Annotated in this window: 12 protein-coding genes and 1 pseudogene; 8 read left to right on the top strand and 5 right to left on the bottom strand. The window is 72.6% G+C overall.

Going from position 1 to position 15,909, the window contains the following annotated elements:
- Window positions 1–816 precede the first annotated feature (816 nt).
- The 4 genes and pseudogenes from D0Z06_RS25555 (at window position 817) to D0Z06_RS23920 (ending at window position 6,594) form a co-directional block, all read left to right on the top strand.
- On the top strand, window positions 817–1,740 hold the full coding sequence (locus tag D0Z06_RS25555) for an ABC-three component system protein (RefSeq protein ID WP_158580071.1): 924 nt from the start codon (window positions 817–819) through the stop codon (window positions 1,738–1,740).
- 427 nt (window positions 1,741–2,167) lie between these two features.
- Window positions 2,168–4,849 (top strand): annotated as a pseudogene (mobF, locus tag D0Z06_RS23910) (MobF family relaxase); the annotation flags it as partial.
- A gap of 270 nt (window positions 4,850–5,119) precedes the next feature.
- Entirely contained in the window at window positions 5,120–5,329 is a 210-nt protein-coding gene (locus D0Z06_RS23915; protein ID WP_117380053.1) for a helix-turn-helix transcriptional regulator, read from the top strand.
- A gap of 143 nt (window positions 5,330–5,472) precedes the next feature.
- The gene (locus tag D0Z06_RS23920; RefSeq protein ID WP_117380054.1) at window positions 5,473–6,594 is read left to right on the top strand and encodes a tyrosine-type recombinase/integrase; all 1,122 of its coding nucleotides are present in this window, start codon (window positions 5,473–5,475) and stop codon (window positions 6,592–6,594) included.
- On the opposite strand, the gene D0Z06_RS23925 is transcribed toward D0Z06_RS23920, so the two are convergent.
- On the bottom strand, window positions 6,591–7,382 hold the full coding sequence (locus D0Z06_RS23925; protein ID WP_117380055.1) for an exodeoxyribonuclease III: 792 nt from the start codon (window positions 7,380–7,382) through the stop codon (window positions 6,591–6,593). The two genes, D0Z06_RS23920 and D0Z06_RS23925, sit on opposite strands and share 4 nt — an antisense overlap.
- 146 nt (window positions 7,383–7,528) lie before the next feature.
- Between D0Z06_RS23925 and D0Z06_RS23930 the strand changes: the two genes are divergently transcribed.
- The gene (locus D0Z06_RS23930; protein WP_233517932.1) at window positions 7,529–9,055 is read left to right on the top strand and encodes an LCP family protein; all 1,527 of its coding nucleotides are present in this window, start codon (window positions 7,529–7,531) and stop codon (window positions 9,053–9,055) included.
- A gap of 132 nt (window positions 9,056–9,187) precedes the next feature.
- On the opposite strand, the gene D0Z06_RS23935 is transcribed toward D0Z06_RS23930, so the two are convergent.
- The gene (locus D0Z06_RS23935) at window positions 9,188–10,786 is read right to left on the bottom strand and encodes an ABC transporter permease (RefSeq protein ID WP_199522515.1); all 1,599 of its coding nucleotides are present in this window, start codon (window positions 10,784–10,786) and stop codon (window positions 9,188–9,190) included.
- Entirely contained in the window at window positions 10,783–11,721 is a 939-nt protein-coding gene (locus D0Z06_RS23940; RefSeq protein WP_117380057.1) for an ABC transporter ATP-binding protein, read from the bottom strand. Before D0Z06_RS23940 ends, D0Z06_RS23935 begins: the two co-directional genes overlap by 4 nt.
- 96 nt (window positions 11,722–11,817) lie before the next feature.
- Here D0Z06_RS23940 and D0Z06_RS23945 point away from each other — a divergent pair, with 96 nt between their 5' ends.
- The 3 genes from D0Z06_RS23945 to D0Z06_RS23955 all read left to right on the top strand — a co-directional run bounded on the left by D0Z06_RS23945 (window position 11,818) and on the right by D0Z06_RS23955 (window position 12,887).
- Window positions 11,818–12,333 carry a GbsR/MarR family transcriptional regulator gene (locus tag D0Z06_RS23945; RefSeq protein ID WP_117380058.1) on the top strand — a complete coding sequence of 172 codons (516 nt, stop codon included), beginning with the start codon at window positions 11,818–11,820 and terminating at the stop codon, window positions 12,331–12,333.
- 67 nt (window positions 12,334–12,400) lie between these two features.
- Complete coding sequence (locus D0Z06_RS23950; RefSeq protein ID WP_117380059.1) at window positions 12,401–12,607, top strand: hypothetical protein; 207 nt, start codon at window positions 12,401–12,403, stop codon at window positions 12,605–12,607.
- Window positions 12,608–12,686: 79 nt separating this feature from the next.
- The gene (locus tag D0Z06_RS23955) at window positions 12,687–12,887 is read left to right on the top strand and encodes a hypothetical protein (protein ID WP_117380060.1); all 201 of its coding nucleotides are present in this window, start codon (window positions 12,687–12,689) and stop codon (window positions 12,885–12,887) included.
- 57 nt (window positions 12,888–12,944) lie between these two features.
- Here D0Z06_RS23955 and D0Z06_RS23960 read toward each other — a convergent pair whose 3' ends face one another.
- Both D0Z06_RS23960 and D0Z06_RS23965 read right to left on the bottom strand, forming a co-directional pair.
- Window positions 12,945–14,156 carry an acyl-CoA dehydrogenase family protein gene (locus tag D0Z06_RS23960; protein ID WP_117380061.1) on the bottom strand — a complete coding sequence of 404 codons (1,212 nt, stop codon included), beginning with the start codon at window positions 14,154–14,156 and terminating at the stop codon, window positions 12,945–12,947.
- A gap of 68 nt (window positions 14,157–14,224) precedes the next feature.
- Window positions 14,225–15,868, bottom strand: a complete 1,644-nt coding sequence (locus D0Z06_RS23965; RefSeq protein WP_117380062.1) for a carbamoyltransferase family protein — start codon at window positions 15,866–15,868, stop codon at window positions 14,225–14,227.
- Between the last annotated feature and the right edge of the window lie 41 nt (window positions 15,869–15,909).

The following is a 15,909-nucleotide window of genomic DNA, read 5'->3' on the forward strand; positions in this document are numbered from 1 at the left end:
AAGGTAGCGTCAGGCACGTCGAGGCCTTCCGGATGGGCAGTGTGAGAACTTCCATCTTCGGAAGGCCTCGACGTCTATCCCGGGACCGACGCGCCAGCCCGATCTACACCCTCAACTACGAAGAGCCAGCAAATGCCATCCAAAGACAGTAGGAACGCAGTCGGAAAGACGAGCTTCATCACGGCACTCGACTTCTGCCTCGGGTCAAGCGCCGGGCCTAATCACTTGCTGCGTCGTCCCGAGCTTGAGAAGTACGAATTTCGGCTTGAACTCACAGAGGCTGGCGCACGTCACACCATTAGTCGGAGCGGGCAGGCTCCCAATGCTCCTGCCCTCGATGGCAATATCGTTACCCTGGACGTGTTGCGCTACCAGCTGGGACGCGACCTATTCGCACTCGCGAGCAAGGAATCCGAACCGAGCTTCCGTTCACTCATCGCGTATTACGTGCGTGCTGAGTCTACGGGAGGATTCAACGAGCCTCTCAGAACCGTCTCTCGGCAAACGGACCTAGCCACACAGCTGCCATTGGCCTACCTGTTCGGCCTGGATGTGAACTTGGTCGCTCGCGCTGCGGCAATATCGGATAGTCGCAAGAATGTCTCAGCTCTGCGACGTGCCACGAAGGATCCAGTGTTCGGCCGCACCTTAGGTAGCACGGCGGACCTAGACGCAGAGATAGCGACTCTGCACGTTCGGAGGACCACCCTTCGTAATGAATTGCGCTCCTTCCGAGTCGTTGAGCGGTACGCTGAGCTGCGCGAGTCGGCGGACGAACTGACTCGTCGCATCCGAAGCCTGAATGACCGAATATTCATGGCGCAGCAGCGCTCCAGGGACATTCTGTTGGCATTGGAGACAGAGGAGCAGGAGCAGCCGGATCACGCCTACCTCGATGGCGTCTTTGAGCAAGTGGGCCTAGTGTTCTCTCAACTGACCCGACGACGATTCGAGGAAGTCGCCGCTTTCCATGCTTCAGTCGTCCGAAACCGCCGTACCTATCTGGAGCGCGAGCGCCAAGCAGCAGACCAAGATGCGCGCGATGCGCAGAACGAGCTCGGCGCGCTGGACGAGCGCCGCGCGGACATCATGCAGAGACTTGACGAAGGTGGCGCCTTGGAAACTTTCCAAGACCTTCAGCAGGCCATCGGTGAGGTAGAAGGGCGCATAGCGGAGCTCGAACAACGGCGAGCTGCCGTCGATTCATTGAAGGAAGCTCAGACGCATCTGACTCGAGAGGCGCTACTCTTGGAGGAGACGGTACGCGCAGACATCGCCGAACGTAGAGGACAATTGGCGGAGATAAGTGCGATGTTCACACAGTTCGCCTTCGCTCTCTATGGCGCAAAGCGACCCGCGACGCTAACGATCCAAGAACGCGAGACCGGCTATGCGTTTTACCCTACTATTGGCGGCGATCGCTCCGCAGGAGTGCGGGGTATGTCTATCTTTTGTTTTGACCTCACGATGGCAGTAGTGGCGAAGCGCGCCGGGCGCGGCCCGGATTTCCTGATCCACGACAGCCACCTTTTCGATGCGGTCGAGGCTAGGCAGGTCGGGGCGGCGCTGAGTCTCGCTTCGCGAGTGTGCGAACAAGAGAATATGCAGTATGTCGCAACGATCAACTCGGACGCACTAGAGGTGGCGTTGGCCGATACTCCGAACCTTAACTTCCACCAGTGCTTGACTCTTACCGATGAGTACGAGTCGGGCGGCTTCTTCGGCATGAGGTTCAACTGAGCTCGACCTAAGCCTTCGCCCGTGGTGTGAGCAAACCTCGACTGTAGTCAGAGGCGGCCGACGCCAAGATCGCCCTATGCTGCGACGCGGGAACGGCAGCGTCCCCCGCCGTCACGGCAGCGGTCGCCTGGGACGGCCAGACAGTCGACGGCGTATTGCCGCGATCGAAGATGCTGGGCTCATCCGACTTGCCTATCCCGCCGACGCTCCGAAACCAACGTCTATCAACCTCTGCAATCAAACCGCAGTTCTGGCACCTCGCACGTCACCCGAGGCTTGTCCACCCTGCCGCATTGAAGGCTCTCCCATCCGAACGGCACGCATGCTACCAATAGAGGTAGTCCGGGCCTCGCTTCGCGGGGCCCGTTGCCGTTTCTAGAGGTGACCTGTTGGTCATTGTTGGGTGGCGTTGGGAATGCGCGGTGGAATGAAGGTGTACGCCGGGTCGGCGGCGGCCGCCCGGGCGTATCTCGAGGCCGACCGCGGCCGCGCCGATGACTACTACCTGACCGAGGGAACCGGCCTGGCCCGCCGCTTCGTGGCCCGCGAGGGACGGGTGGCCGAACGGGCCCCGCTCACAGGGGAGACCTACGAAACCTGGGTGGCCGGCCGCGACCCGAACACCAGCGATCCACGGGGGCGGCTGCGCACCGACGCCCACGCGGTGCGGTTCGTCGAGGTGGTGGTCAACGGCCCGAAGTCCTGGTCGCTGGCCGCCGCGATGCACGACGATGTCGCGGCCGCCTACGACGCCGCGCAGGACGGCGCCGCCGCCGAGATCATCGGCTGGCTGTCGCAGCACGCGACCACCCGGGTCGGCCCGCGCGGAGGTCAGGTGCAGGTGTCGGTGGAGGTGCTGGAGGCGGTGACGGTGCGGCACTACACCTCCCGAGCCGGAGATCCGCATCGGCATCTGCACCTGCAGATCGGCGCCCGGGTGTTCGCCGCCGAACAATGGCGCGGGCTGCACACCGTCGGCGTGCGCGACTTCCTCGGCGCCATCAACGGGATCGGGCACGCCGCGGTCGCCTGCGATCCGCAGTTCCGGGCCGCGCTGGCCGCGCACGGCTACACCCTGGACGCGGCAGGAGAAGTTCGGGAGCTTGCCGAGTACGTGGGCCCGTTCAGCGCGCGGGCGGCGCAGATCGGGCGCAACCTGGACCGCTACGAACGCGACTGGACCGCCGCGCACCCCGGAGAACAGCCCGGTCCGGCGCTGCTCCGGGCGTGGGACGGCCGCGCCTGGGCCGAGGGGCGCCCGGACAAGGTGACCCCACAGGCGGGTACCGATCTGGTGGCGCGGTGGCGAGGCGAGCTGGGGTCGCTGGGTTACCGCGACCCCGACCGCCCCGTCTCGCTGGCGCCGACTCCGATCGGCGTGCTCGACCGCGAGACCGCCGTCGACACCGTGCTGATCCGGCTGGCCGCCGGCCGCTCGGCCTGGAACGCCGCCGACGTCCGCGGCGAGGTCGAGGCGCTGATCGCCGCGGCGGGCATCGTCGCCGACCCGGCGGTGCGCCTGGAGTTGGCTGAGGACCTCACCGCCCGCGCTCTCAACCGGTGCGTGCCCCTGGTGGACCGGGAGGGGGTGCCCGAACACGTCCGGTCCTGGACCTCGCGGCCGGTGCTCGACGTGGAGGCCGACCTGCGCATCCGGTTCGCCGCCCGCGCCGGTGGGCCACCGCTGGATACACCGCGGCTGGCGCCGCTGCCGCCCGGCGCTGTCCGGGGCCTGGACTCCGGTCAGGCCGCCGCGGTCGCCGTCCTGACCGGCAACCGGCGGTTGATGGTTGTGGAGGGCGCGGCCGGCACGGGCAAAACCACCACCCTGGCCACCACGCGCGCCGTGCTCGACCGGCAGGGGCGGCGGCTGATGGTGGTCACCCCGACGCTCAAGGCCGCCCAAGCGGCCCGCGCGGAGGTCGGCGCGCCCACCGGATCGGCGGCGTCCCTCGTCTTCGCCCACGGCTGGCGCTGGACCGAGCACGGCGAGTGGACCCGACTCGTCCCCGGCGAGGCCGACCCGGTGACCGGCCGCCTCTACACCGGTCCGGTGGAGGAGGCCAGGCTTCGGCCCGATGATCTGCTGATCGTCGATGAGGCCGGCATGCTCGACCAGGACACCGCCCGCGCGCTGCTCACCGTCGCCGACGAGGCCGGGGCGCGGCTGGCGCTGCTCGGCGACCGTCACCAGCTGGCCGCGGTCGGCCGCGGCGGTGTCCTGGACCTCGCCGCGGCCCAGGTGGACCCGGCCGCCTGCCTGAGCTTGGAGTCGGTGCACCGCTTCACCCGCACCGACAGCACCGGCCAGACGGTCCCGGACATCGACTTCGCCGAGCTGACGTTGGCGATGCGGCAGGGTGACAACCCCAGCGTGGTCTTCGACGCCCTCCTCGCCCGCGGCCGGATCCACCTGCACCCCGACTTTGCGGCGCTGCAGGACGCCCTGGCCGCGATCGCCGTCCACGACGGCTGGGACGCGGACGTCGCGGTGGTGGCCGACACCCGCGAGCAGGTCGACGAGCTCAACGCCGCCATCCGCGACCGGCTGGTCGCCGACGGCCGCGTCGACGACCGCCGGGTGGTGACCACGCGGGCGGGTCAGCGGATCGGTGCCGGTGACCGGATCGCCACGCGGCGCAACGACCGGGACCTGGAGGTGGCCAACCGGGAGACGTGGACCGTCACCGCGGTCGGCCGACGCGGCGGGCTGCTGGTCACCGCCGACGCGGCGTCCGGTGACGTTCCCCAGGGCGATGTCACCCCGGCCGGCGCGCGGGTCCGGGTGCTGCCCGCTCACTACGTCAAGGATCACGTGGAGCTGGCCTACGCCAGCACCGCGTACGGAGTGCAAGGTGACAGCGTGCCCGCGGCGCACGTGGTGATCGGCGACGCCACCGGCGCGGCCTCGGCCTACGTCGGCATGACCCGCGGACGGTTGTCCAACACCGCGCACCTCGTCGCCGCCGACGCGGCCGAGGCCCGGGCCCAGTGGATCGCCGTCTTCGGCCGCGACCGGGCCGACCTCGGCCCCGGCCACGCCGCCGAGCTGGCCGCCCGAGAGGCCGCCCGCGACCGCCAGGACCGGCCACGCGACCGGACAGCAGCCGCTCCCCCGCGGCCGGTCCCGCCGGTACCGAGCGTCCCCCGGCCCGAGGCGGAGCGGCGCGGACCGTCCCTCGCCCGCGGGGGCGCCGCGCCGGGCATCGGTCGATGAGCAGGACCGCCTCCCCCGGCCGGCCGCGGGCCCGGACGCCAGCACCAGGAGGAGAACCGGAGAATTTCGGGAGATCTCGGTGGTCGGCTGTCACCAATCGCGCCCGAAGGGCGCCTTCTCCAGTGACGGAGCACAGCCCACCCGAGCACACCGGAGCCAGCCATGTCCGACGACCCCGCCCGCCGCGAGCCCGAGCTGCTCACCATCACCGAGGCCGCCGAACTTCTCCGCGCTCCCGTCGCCACCCTCCGGTACTGGCGCCACCTCGGCACCGGCCCGCGCAGCTTTCGCCTCGGCCGCCGCGTCCTCTACCGCCGTGACGACCTCCAGGCGTGGGTCGAGCAGCAGCTGAGCCGAGGCGCCGCCGGGTAGCGATCCGCGGAAAGGCGTAAGTCGCGTATCTCAGCCCTGACCTCGTCAGAGTCCTCGGGCATGCTGCGGCCCGAACCGTTCCGTCCCAAGAAGTGACGACGCCGACCCAGCCAGGCCGCGTCGGAGACGTTGAGGAGTCAGCCATGGCGAGCGTCGAGAAGCGGGTCCGCAACGGGCGGACGACCTACGAGGCGCGGTGGCGGGACGACCAGGGCCGGCAGCGCAAGAAGTCGTTCGCCAGGAAGGGCGACGCCGACCGCCACGCGGCCACCGTCGAGGCGGACAAGGTACGCGGCACCTACATCGAGCCCTCGAAGATCACGGTTGCCGAGTACGCCCGGAGCTGGGCGAACACCCGGCCGCACCGGCCAACCACGGCACGACGGACCGAGATGATGATCCGGCTGCACATCGACGGGACGCGTCTCGGTGGCCGGAGGCTCGCGGACGTGCGCCCGTCTGAGGTCCAGGCCTGGGCCACCGACCGCTCGAGGGTGCTGGCGCCGACCACCGTGCGGCAGGCCGTGGGGCTGCTCCGCAGCGTGTACGGGGCAGCGGTCCTCGACAGGCTCGTGGCGGCATCGCCGGTCGTTCGCATCCAGCTTCCCCGTCACGAGAGAGAGCGGATCGTGCCGCTGTCGGTCGAGCAGGTGGCGGCGCTCGCCCGGGCCATGCCGGAGCGCTACCGGGCCATGGTCTTCACCCAGGCTGGGCTCGGGCTGCGGATCGGCGAGCTGCTCGCACTCCGCGTCCAGGACGTCGACTTCCTGCGCCGCACCGTGCGGATCGAGTGGCAGTTCACCCAAGGGTCGAAGGGTGAGCGGAGCGAGCCGAAGACTCCCCGGTCGAGGCGGACGATCCCGCTACCTCGCGTGGTCGCCGACGCGCTGGCCGCCCACCTGGCGGCGTACCCGGCGGGAAACAACGGGACGATCTTCACGACCCGGTCGGGGGCTCCGCTCGGGCACGTCTACTACGGCCACAACCTGATGGGCCGAGCGGTGACCACGGCGGGGCTGCCGAGGGGAACGACGAGCCACGACCTGCGCCATCACTACGCCAGCGTCCTGTTGGCTGCTGGCGAGTCGGTCGTGGCGGTGGCCGAGCGGCTGGGGCACGAGGACGCCTCGCTGGTCCTCAGCACCTACGGGCACCTGATGCCGGACTCGGACGACCGGACGCGCAGCGCCGTCGACGCGGCGTGGGACGCGGTCGGCGCGTCGTGTGCCCCAGATGTGCCCCAGGACGCCGAGTCGGTCCGCTAACCGGATAGCTCGACGACGACGGGCGCATGGTCGCTGGCGCCCTTGCCCTTGCGCTCCTGCCGATCTATCACGGCATTCGTCACGCGAGCCGCCAGCGCCGGGGACCCGAGCACGAAGTCGATCCGCATGCCCTCGCGGCGGGCGAAGCGCAGCTGCGTGTAGTCCCAGTAGGTGTAGACCCCCGGCCCGGGCGCGTGCGGGCGGACCACGTCGGCGTACCCGGCGTCCACCACGGCGCGGAAGGCCGCCCGCTCCGGTTCGGAGACGTGCGTGGAGGTGGCGAACACCCGCATGTCCCACACGTCCTCGTCCTGCGGGGCGATGTTCCAGTCGCCGACCAGCGCGATCGGGGCGTCGGCGTCCTCGGCCAGCCACCCGGCCGCCGTCGTCCGCAGCGCCTCCAGCCAGCGCAGCTTGTACCCGTAGTGCGGGTCGGTGAGCGTCCGCCCGTTGGGCACGTAGAGGCTCCACACCCGCACGCCCCCGCACGTGGCGCCGAGGGCGCGGGCCTCGGAGACCGGGTCCTCGCCCCAGCCGGGCTGGCCCGGGAAGCCGACCTGCACGTCGTCGAGGCCCACCCGGGAGAGCACGGCGACCCCGTTCCACTGCGAGTGGCCGACGTGCGCGACCTGGTAGCCGAGGTCGGTGAACCGGGACTCCGGGAACTGGTCGTCGCGGCACTTCGTCTCCTGCAGGGCCAGGACGTCGACGTCCCGGCGCTGCAGCCACGCGGCCACGCGGTCGACGCGGGTGCGGATCGAGTTCACGTTCCAGGTCGCCAGGCGCACGCCTCCCGACCTTACGGACGCCCGGGGTGGGTGCGACCTCCCCCACGTCCGGGTAGGGGACGTGCAGGTGGGAGGCCCGTGACGGCGCTCGGCACGACTCCCGGGTGGGACAGTGAGCGGATGACCGGGAGAGGCAGGGCCTGCGGGTGAGCGAGCACGGGGACGACGGGAGCAGCACCGATCCCGGCTCCCGGCGCGGTTTCGGTGCCGCGCTCGGGCTGACCGTCCTCAACGCGTTCCTGCCGGGCACCGCCTTCCTCGCCGCGGGGCGCCGCGTGCTCGGCGGGGTGGTCCTGGCGCTCTTCCTCGCCCTGCTCGGCGGCGTGGCCTGGCTGGCCAGCGCCGGTCAGCGCACCGCCGCGCAGATCGCCGTCGACACCACGTCCCTCGGCTGGCTGCTGGGCGGGCTGGTCGCGGTGGCGCTGCTGTGGGTGGTCGTCGTGGTCGCCGGCTACCGGGCGCTGCTGCCGCGCGGCGTCCCGCGGCTGCGGCGGGCGCTCGGGGCCGTGGTGGTCGTGGCGCTGGTCGCCGGTGTCGCCGTCCCGGCCGTCCTCGGCGTGCAGGTCGCGCTGGCCCAGCGGGGCCTCATCGACGGCCTCTTCGCCGACCGGGAGTCGGCCACCGTGGACGACGAGGACCCCGACCCCTTCGGGGACCAGGAGCGGGTCAACGTGCTGCTGCTCGGCGGCGACGGCGGTGAGGGCCGCGAGGGCGTGCGCACCGACACCGTCATCGTGGCCAGCATCGACACCGAGACCGGTGACACGACGCTGTTCAGCCTGCCCCGCAACCTGCAGGACCTGCCGTTCCCGGCCGACAGCCCGCTGGCCGAGGTCTACCCGGACGGGTTCGAGGGCGCCAACGAGGCCGACAGCCTGCTCAACGCCGTCTACCGCACCGGGCCGGCCTGGTACCCCGACATCCTCGGCCCCACCGACGACCCGGGCGCGGACTTCCTCAAGCTCGGCGTCGGCGAGGCGCTCGGCCTCGAGATCGACTACTTCGTGCTGGTCAACCTCGACGGCTTCGCGCGGATGGTCGACGCCCTCGGCGGCATCACGGTGAACGTCAACTACTACGTGCCGATCAACGGGATCACCGGCGAGGAGCTCCCCGACGACTACATCGAACCGGGCCCGGCCCAGCACATGGACGGCTGGACCGCCCTGCAGTTCGCCCGCGGCCGCTACGGGCTCACCGACTACGACCGGATGGCCCGCCAGCGCTGCGCCATCGCGGCCATCATCGACGCCGCCGACCCGGTGACCCTGCTGCGGCGCTACCAGCAGCTGGCGGCCACCACGCAGGACATCGTGAGCACCGACATCCCCCGCGCGGCGCTCGACGACTTCGTCGACCTCGGGTTCCTGGTCAAGGACGCCACCGTGCGCAGCGTCGTCTTCGACACCAGCCTGATCGACCCGGCCTACCCGGACTACGACCGCATCCGCCGCATCGTGGACGACGCGCTGGAGGCCCCGCCGGCGGACGACGCGCCCGCGCCGCCGCCCGAGCCCACCGAGCCGACCACCGCGGCGCCGCCGTCCGGGGAGTCGCCGCCGCCGGCCCCGGAGGACGGGAGCGCGCCCATCACCGAGGTCGGGGACGCCTGCGCCTACGACCCGGCGCAGGCCCGGGCGGCCCGGGAGGCCGGCGAGCCGCCGACCAGGTGAAGGACCCCCTCCTCCCCACGCCTCGCAGGCTCGGCGCGGGCCCCTGGAGGGGGCCGTTCCAGTCGGTCACCGGGCTCGGCGCGGGCCCTGGAGGGGACCTCTCCAGTCGGTCACCGGGCTCGGCGGGCGCTGTCAGTCCGGCGCGAGGTCGCGGCGGCGGAACCCGGCCAGGCCGGCGGCCAGCAGCGCGGCGGCGATGGCGGTGAGGACGGCGAGGGGCGCCAGGCGCCAGTCCTCGACCGGCACCAGCGGCGTCCAGGCCAGCGGCGAGGCGTCGTCGACCCACGCCGGCCAGTCGAAGGACTCCGCGAACATCGTCATCACCGCCACGTAGCCGACGACCGTCCACGCCGCCGCGGCGGCCGCCCGCGGCAGCAGGCCGAACAGGGCCAGGGCCACGCCGGCCACGACCCAGACCGCCGGCAGGTAGGCCGCGGTTGCGGCGAGCAGCCGGCCGAACTCCCCGGCGTCGCCGGTCGCGACGGCGCGGACGGCGCCGGTCGCGGCCCCCGAGAGCAGCAGCACGAGCGCGGAGCCGAGCAGCGCGACGGCCGCCTGCGCGCCCAGCCACGCGGGCCGGCTCACCGCGGCGGCCAGCACCGGCTCGGCCCGGCCGGCGGACTCCTCGGCGCGGGCGCGCAGCACCGCCGAGACCGCGGCGGCCGCGGCCAGCAGGGCGGTGATCGCCAGCGTGGTGGCCAGGTAGGCGTCGACCAGGCTCTCGGCGTCGGGCAGGAACGCCCGGGCGTCGGGGTTGTCGGCGAACAGCGTCTCCACCGACTCGGCCAGGCCGCCGTAGACCACGCCGAGCAGGGTCAGGCCCACCGCCCAGCCGGCGAGCCACCCGCGCTGGAGCCGGAACGCCAGGCCGACGGGGGAGCGCAGCGACCGAGGCGCCTCGGCGGCACCGGGACGGGGCGGCACGAGCCCGGCCCCCAGGTCGCGGCGGTCCAGCAGCGCGGCCGCCAGGACCAGGAGGGCGGCGGCCACCCCGACGCACAGCAGCAGCGGTGCCCACCGGTCGTCGGAGTACGGGTGCGTGGCCTGGGCCCAGCCGAACGGCGAGGTCCACACCAGCCAGTTGCCGTTGATGTCGCCGACGGCCCGCAGCACGAACGCCACGGCGAGCAGCGCGCCGATCGCCCCGTAGGTGGCCCGCACCGACCCGGTGACCTGGGCGATGACCGCGGTGGCGCCGGTGGTGACCAGCCCGGCGGCGCCCACCGCGGCGCCCAGCAGGAACGAGCCCTCCACCGGCAGCCCGGTGGCGGTGGCGGCCACGCCCACGGCCAGGGCGATCGCGACGCACGCGGCCGTGGAGGTCAGGACGGCGGCCAGCAGCGGCGCGTGCCGGCCGACCCGGGTGGCGCGCACCAGCTCGGCGCGCCCGGCCTCCTCGTCGCCCCGGGTGTGCCGCCCGGTCGTGAACAGGGCCATCAGCGCCGCCACGAGGATGACGAACGCGGAGATCTCGAACGCCACCGCACCGGCCACGGTGTCCAGGCCCACCGGCGGCCCGGCCAGCGCGATGGTCGCCGCGTTGCTGCCCACCGACGCCTCGTAGGCGGCGAGGTCCTGCGGGGTGTCGTACAGCGCCTGGCTGGAGACCGACTGGGTCGCCACGAGCAGGGCACCGACGGCGATCCAGATCGGGAGCCGGAGCCGGTCGCGGCGCAGCGCGAGGCGCAGCAGCGGGCCCGTGCCGGCCAGCTCCGGGCGGGCGGCGCTCACGACCGCACCGCCCCGACCGGCGTGGCGCCGTCCTCGACCCCGTCCGCGGCCGGCGCGTCGCCGTAGTGGCGCAGGAACAGCTCCTCCAGGGTCGGCGGGGCGCTGGTGAGGGCCCGGATGCCGAACCCGCTCAGGTGCCGGACGACGGGGTCGAGCGCGTCGCTGTCGACGTCGAGGTGCACGCGACCGTCCTCGGTGGACAGGCCGTGGACGCCGTCCAGCCTGTCCAGGCCGGTGACCGGGCGGGCGGTCTCCACGGTCATCGACGTCCGCGTCAGGTGGCGCAGCTCGGCCAGCGTGCCGCTCTGCACCGTCCGGCCGTGCCGGATGATGCTGACCCGGTCGCAGAGGGCCTCGGCCTCGGCGAGGATGTGGCTGGACAGCAGCACCGTGCGGCCCTCGGCGCGCAGCCGGCGCACCTCCTCCTGGAAGACCGCCTCCATGAGCGGGTCGAGGCCCGAGGTGGGCTCGTCGAGCACGTACAGCTCGGCGTCCGAGGCCAGCGCCGCGACCAGGGCGACCTTCTGCCGGTTGCCCTTGGAGTAGGTCCGGGCCCGCTTGCGCGGGTCGAGGTCGAACCGGTCGAGCAGCTCGGCCCGGCGGGCCGGGTCGAGCCCGCCCTGCAGGCGGCCCAGCAGGTCGATCGCCTCGCCGCCGGTGAGCTGCGGCCACAGCGTCACGTCACCCGGCACGTAGGCCAGCCGGCGGTGCAGCGCGACCGCGTCGCGCCAGGGGTCGCCCCCGAGCAGCTGCACGCGGCCCGCGTCCGCACGCAGCAGCCCGAGCAGGACGCGGATGGTGGTGGACTTCCCCGAGCCGTTGGGGCCGAGGAAGCCGTGCACCTCGCCCGAGGCCACCTCCAGGTCGAGTCCGTCGAGGGCCCGGGTGGCGCCGAAGGACTTGACGAGGCCGGACACCGAGATCGCCGTGGTCATGCGTCGCAACGTACACAAACTTCACGACTTCGTGAAGCGTATTAACTCCCCGAGATCTCGGTTACCGTGGAGGCCGACCGAGGAACGGGGAGGCGCATGAGCACGGCTGGGGACGAGGGCGACCGGATGACCCTGCTGCGCTTCGTCGAGCGCTTCGCGCTGGTCCTCCGCGAGGCCGGCATGGCGCCCATGCCGGCGCGGGTGCTCGCCTACGCCCTCGCCGACGACTCCGACCGCTACACCGCCGGGGACCTCGCCCGCGGGCTGGACGTCAGCCCCGCGGCGATCAGCGGGGCGGTGCGGCAGCTGGTCCAGGTCGGCCTGCTGGTCCGCGAGCGCGAGCCGGGGACCCGCAGCGACCTGTACGTCCTCGACGACCGCGACCTGTGGTCCCGGTTCATGTCCGCCGAGCTCGCCACGCTGCAGCGGTTCGAGGACGCCGTGGCCGGTGGCGTCGAGCTGCTGGGGCAGGACCGCCCGGGCGGCCGCCGGCTGGCCGAGACCCGCGACTTCATGGCCTTCCTGCGGGCCGCGATGGCCGACGCCGTCCAGCGGTGGCCGGCCGAGCGCGACCGGCTGGCGGCCGAGCGGGGGGCCGGGGTCGGCGCCTGAGGCCGTCGGCCCGCGGACCGGGCCCGGCCGGGCGGGGGAGCCTCCGCGGACCACCTACTGTCGGGGCATGACCTCTCGTGGACCGGCCGGCCGCACCGAGGGCCGGGAACGGCTGGTGGCCCTGCTGCTGGGCGGGGTGGCCGCGGTGCTGCTGCTCTCCTCGCCCACCTGGTTCGCCGCCGGGTCGGTCGTCGTCGGGCTGCTCCAGGTCCTCCTGGGAGCGGTCCTCGTCGGGGTGGCGCTGTTCCTGCACCGGCGGGCGGGGCGGCGCTGAGCCGGGCCGCCCGGTTTGCCGGAGGCCGTGACCCGGATCACGCTGGACCGGTCGTGCACCACGGACGAGGAGGTCGGGCGTGAAGCTGGACAAGAAGGAACTGCTCAAGGTGCTGCGCACCGAGGGCGACAACGACACCGCCGACCGGGTCGACAGCGGCCTGCCGGACGAGATCGACACCGACCGGGACGGCGACGCGCTGGCCGCCGCGGGGCTGGACCGCACCCAGCTGATGGCCAAGCTGGCCGGCGGCGGGTTCGGCTCGACGCTCTCGGCGTGAGGTGAGCGGAGTGGATTCGTCGAGATGCTCACCCCGACGAATCCACTCCACCCCGCCTCAGCCGGCGAAGGGCCGCTGCCGGGCCAGCTCCTCCTTCGCCACGCCGCGGATGTGGACGGCGTCCGGGCCGTCCACGATGCGCAGGGTGCGGGCGCTGGCCCAGAAGCGGGCGAGCACGGTGTCGTTGCTGACCCCGGCGCCGCCGTGCAGCTGGATCGCGCGGTCGATGACGGCGAGGGCGACCCGCGGCGCGGCCACCTTGATCGCCGAGATCTCCGTCCGGGCGCCCTTGGCCCCGTGCTTGTCGATCAGGTCGGCGGTCTTGAGCACGTAGAGCCGGGCCTGGTCGATCTCGATGCGGGACAGCGCGATGCTCTCCCGCACGGTGCCCTGCTCGGCCAGCGGCCGGCCGAAGGCCACCCGCTGCTGGGACCGCTCGACCATGAGCGCCAGCGCGCGCTCGGCCATGCCGATGGCGCGCATGCAGTGGTGGATGCGGCCCGGACCCAGCCGCGCCTGGGCGATCATGAAGCCGTCGCCCTCGCCGGAGAGGATGTTGGAGACCGGGACCCGGACGTCGGTGAACCGCAGCTCGGAGTGCCCGTGCTGGTCCTGGTAGCCGAAGACCGGCAGGTGCCGGATGATCTCCAGGCCCGGGGTGTCGCGGGGGACCAGCACCATCGACTGCTGCCGGTGCGGCGGGCCGTCGGGGTCGGTCTTGCCCATGACGATGAAGATCTGGCAGCGCTCGTCGGCGGCGCCGCTGGTCCACCACTTGCGGCCGTTGATCACGTACTCGTCGCCGTCGCGGACGATCGACGTCTGGATGTTGCGGGCGTCCGAGGAGGCGACGTCCGGCTCGGTCATCGCGAACCCGGAGCGGATCTCGCCCTCGAGCAGCGGGTCGAGCCAGCGCTGCTTCTGCTCGGGCGTGCCGAACAGCATCAGCGTCTCCATGTTGCCGGTGTCCGGGGCTCCGCAGTTGGTGGCCTCGGGGGCGATCACCGGCGACCACCCCATGATCTCGGCGACCGAGGCGTACTCGAGGTTGGTCAGCCCCCCGAGCTCGTGGTGGAAGAGGTTCCACAGGCCCCGCTTGCGGGCCTCGACCTTGAGGTCCTCGAGGACCGGGGGGTGCTCGTGGTCGTCGTGGCCGCGCGCGGCGCGCCACTCGTCGTAGACGGGCTCGGCGGGGAACACCTGCTCGCGCATGAAGTCCCACATCCGGCCGCAGACGTCCTCGGCTCGGGCGGAGAGGGCGAAGTCCATGCCGGGAAGGTAGCCGCGCGCGTGACCGCCGTCGCACCGGGGTCACCCGCGGGCACGCCGGAGGCCGGTCAGCGACGGGTGGGCCGTGGCCGGCGGACGACGAACGGGCCGATGGCGAGCAGGTCGACCGGGGCCGAGCCGAAGCACTCCAGGGCGTCGCGGGGGTCGTCGACCATCGGCCGACCGGCGGTGTTCAGGCTGGTGTTGACCACGACCGGCAGCCCGGTGCGCCGCTCGAAGCACTCGAGCATGCGGGCCACCAGGGGCTCGTCGGCGCGGTCGACGGTCTGGATGCGCGCCGTCCCGTCGACGTGGGTGACGGTGGGGATGCGGTCGCGCCAGTCGGGGTGCACGTCGTGGACGAAGAGCATGTACGGGGAGGGGATCGGCCCGCGGCCGAAGATCTCGGGGGCCCGCTCGGCCAGCACCATCGGCGCCACCGGCCGGAACTGCTCGCGGCCCTTGACGTCGTTCATCCGCTCGAGGTTGGCCGGGTGGCCGGGGTGGGCCAGCAGCGAGCGGTGCCCGAGCGCCCGCGGGCCGTACTCGCTGCGCCCTTGGAACCAGGCCACGATCCCGTTGTCGGCGAGCACGGCGGCGACGGCGTCGGCCACGTCGTGCGGGCGCTCGTAGTCGATGGCCGCGGTGATCAGCCAGGACTCGATCTCCTCGTCGGTCCAGCCGCGGCCGAGGTCGGCGCCGGGCATCGGCGTGGTGGTGTCGCCGAGCTCGGTGGCCACGGCCATCGCCCCGCCGAGCGCCGTCCCGGAGTCACCGGCCGCGGGCTGCACCCAGACGTGGTCGAACGGGCCCTCGGCGTGGATGCGGCTGTTGGCCACGCAGTTGAGCGCGACCCCGCCGGCCAGGGTGAGTGCGGGGTCGCCGGTCCGGCCGTGCAGCCAGCGGACCAGGTCGAGCATCGTCTCCTCCAGCCGCAGCTGGACGCTGGCGGCGAGGTCGGCGTGCGCCTCGGTCCACTCGTCGCCCTTGCCGAGCCGCGGCGCGAACTCGGCGAAGTCGATGCGCTCGGTCCGGAAACCGCCGTCCCCGGTCGCGTGGACGTAGGGCTCGAGCTCGGCGGCGAAGCGTGGCTTGCCGTAGGAGGCCATCGCCATGACCTTGTACTCGTCGGAGCTGCGCAGGAACCCGAGGTGCTCGGTGAGGTCCTCGTAGAGCAGGCCGAGGGAGTGGGGGAGGGCCTGGCTGGCCAGCACCTCCAGCTCCCCGTCGGTGTAGCGGCCGGCCAGGTGGCTCACCGCCTCACCGCGGCCGTCGAGCACGAGCACCGAGTTGGTCGGGTAGGGCGCGGCCAGGCCGGCGCTCGCCGCGTGCGCGACGTGGTGCGGGACGTACCGCACGCGCTCAGCGGCCAGGCCGGGCAGGTGGTGGGCGAGGAAGGACGGCGCCTTCTCGGCGTACATCTTCCGCATGACGTCGCCGTCGTCGTGCAGCCCGGTCTCCTCCGGGCCCGGCATCAGCCGCGGGTCGAAGGAGTAGGCGACGGCGTCCAGGTCGGCGGGGGTGAGCCCGGCCTCGGCCAGCACCCAGGCGGCCGAGAGCTCGGGCAGCTCCCAGGCGCTCCACGGCAGCGGCCGCTTGCCGTGCTTGCGCCGGCTGAACCGCTCCTCCTCCGCTGCCGCCACGACCCGGCCGTCGACGACCAGGGCCGCGGCCGGGTCGTGGTAGAGCGCGTTGATGCCGAGGACCTTCACCCGTGTACTCCTCCCGCCGGGGACGCCGACCGCCCGGGCAC

This window comes from Geodermatophilus marinus (assembly GCF_003428645.1).
Classification (GTDB): domain Bacteria; phylum Actinomycetota; class Actinomycetes; order Mycobacteriales; family Geodermatophilaceae; genus Geodermatophilus.

Coding starts and splice junctions, on each gene's coding strand:
- D0Z06_RS25555 (WP_158580071.1), top strand. CDS start 817: ATGGCGCAGCAGCGCTCCAGGGACATTCTGTTGGCATTGGAGACAGAG.
- D0Z06_RS23915 (WP_117380053.1), top strand. CDS start 5,120: ATGTCCGACGACCCCGCCCGCCGCGAGCCCGAGCTGCTCACCATCACC.
- D0Z06_RS23920 (WP_117380054.1), top strand. CDS start 5,473: ATGGCGAGCGTCGAGAAGCGGGTCCGCAACGGGCGGACGACCTACGAG.
- D0Z06_RS23940 (WP_117380057.1), bottom strand. CDS start 11,721: ATGACCACGGCGATCTCGGTGTCCGGCCTCGTCAAGTCCTTCGGCGCC.
- D0Z06_RS23945 (WP_117380058.1), top strand. CDS start 11,818: ATGAGCACGGCTGGGGACGAGGGCGACCGGATGACCCTGCTGCGCTTC.
- D0Z06_RS23950 (WP_117380059.1), top strand. CDS start 12,401: ATGACCTCTCGTGGACCGGCCGGCCGCACCGAGGGCCGGGAACGGCTG.
- D0Z06_RS23960 (WP_117380061.1), bottom strand. CDS start 14,156: ATGGACTTCGCCCTCTCCGCCCGAGCCGAGGACGTCTGCGGCCGGATG.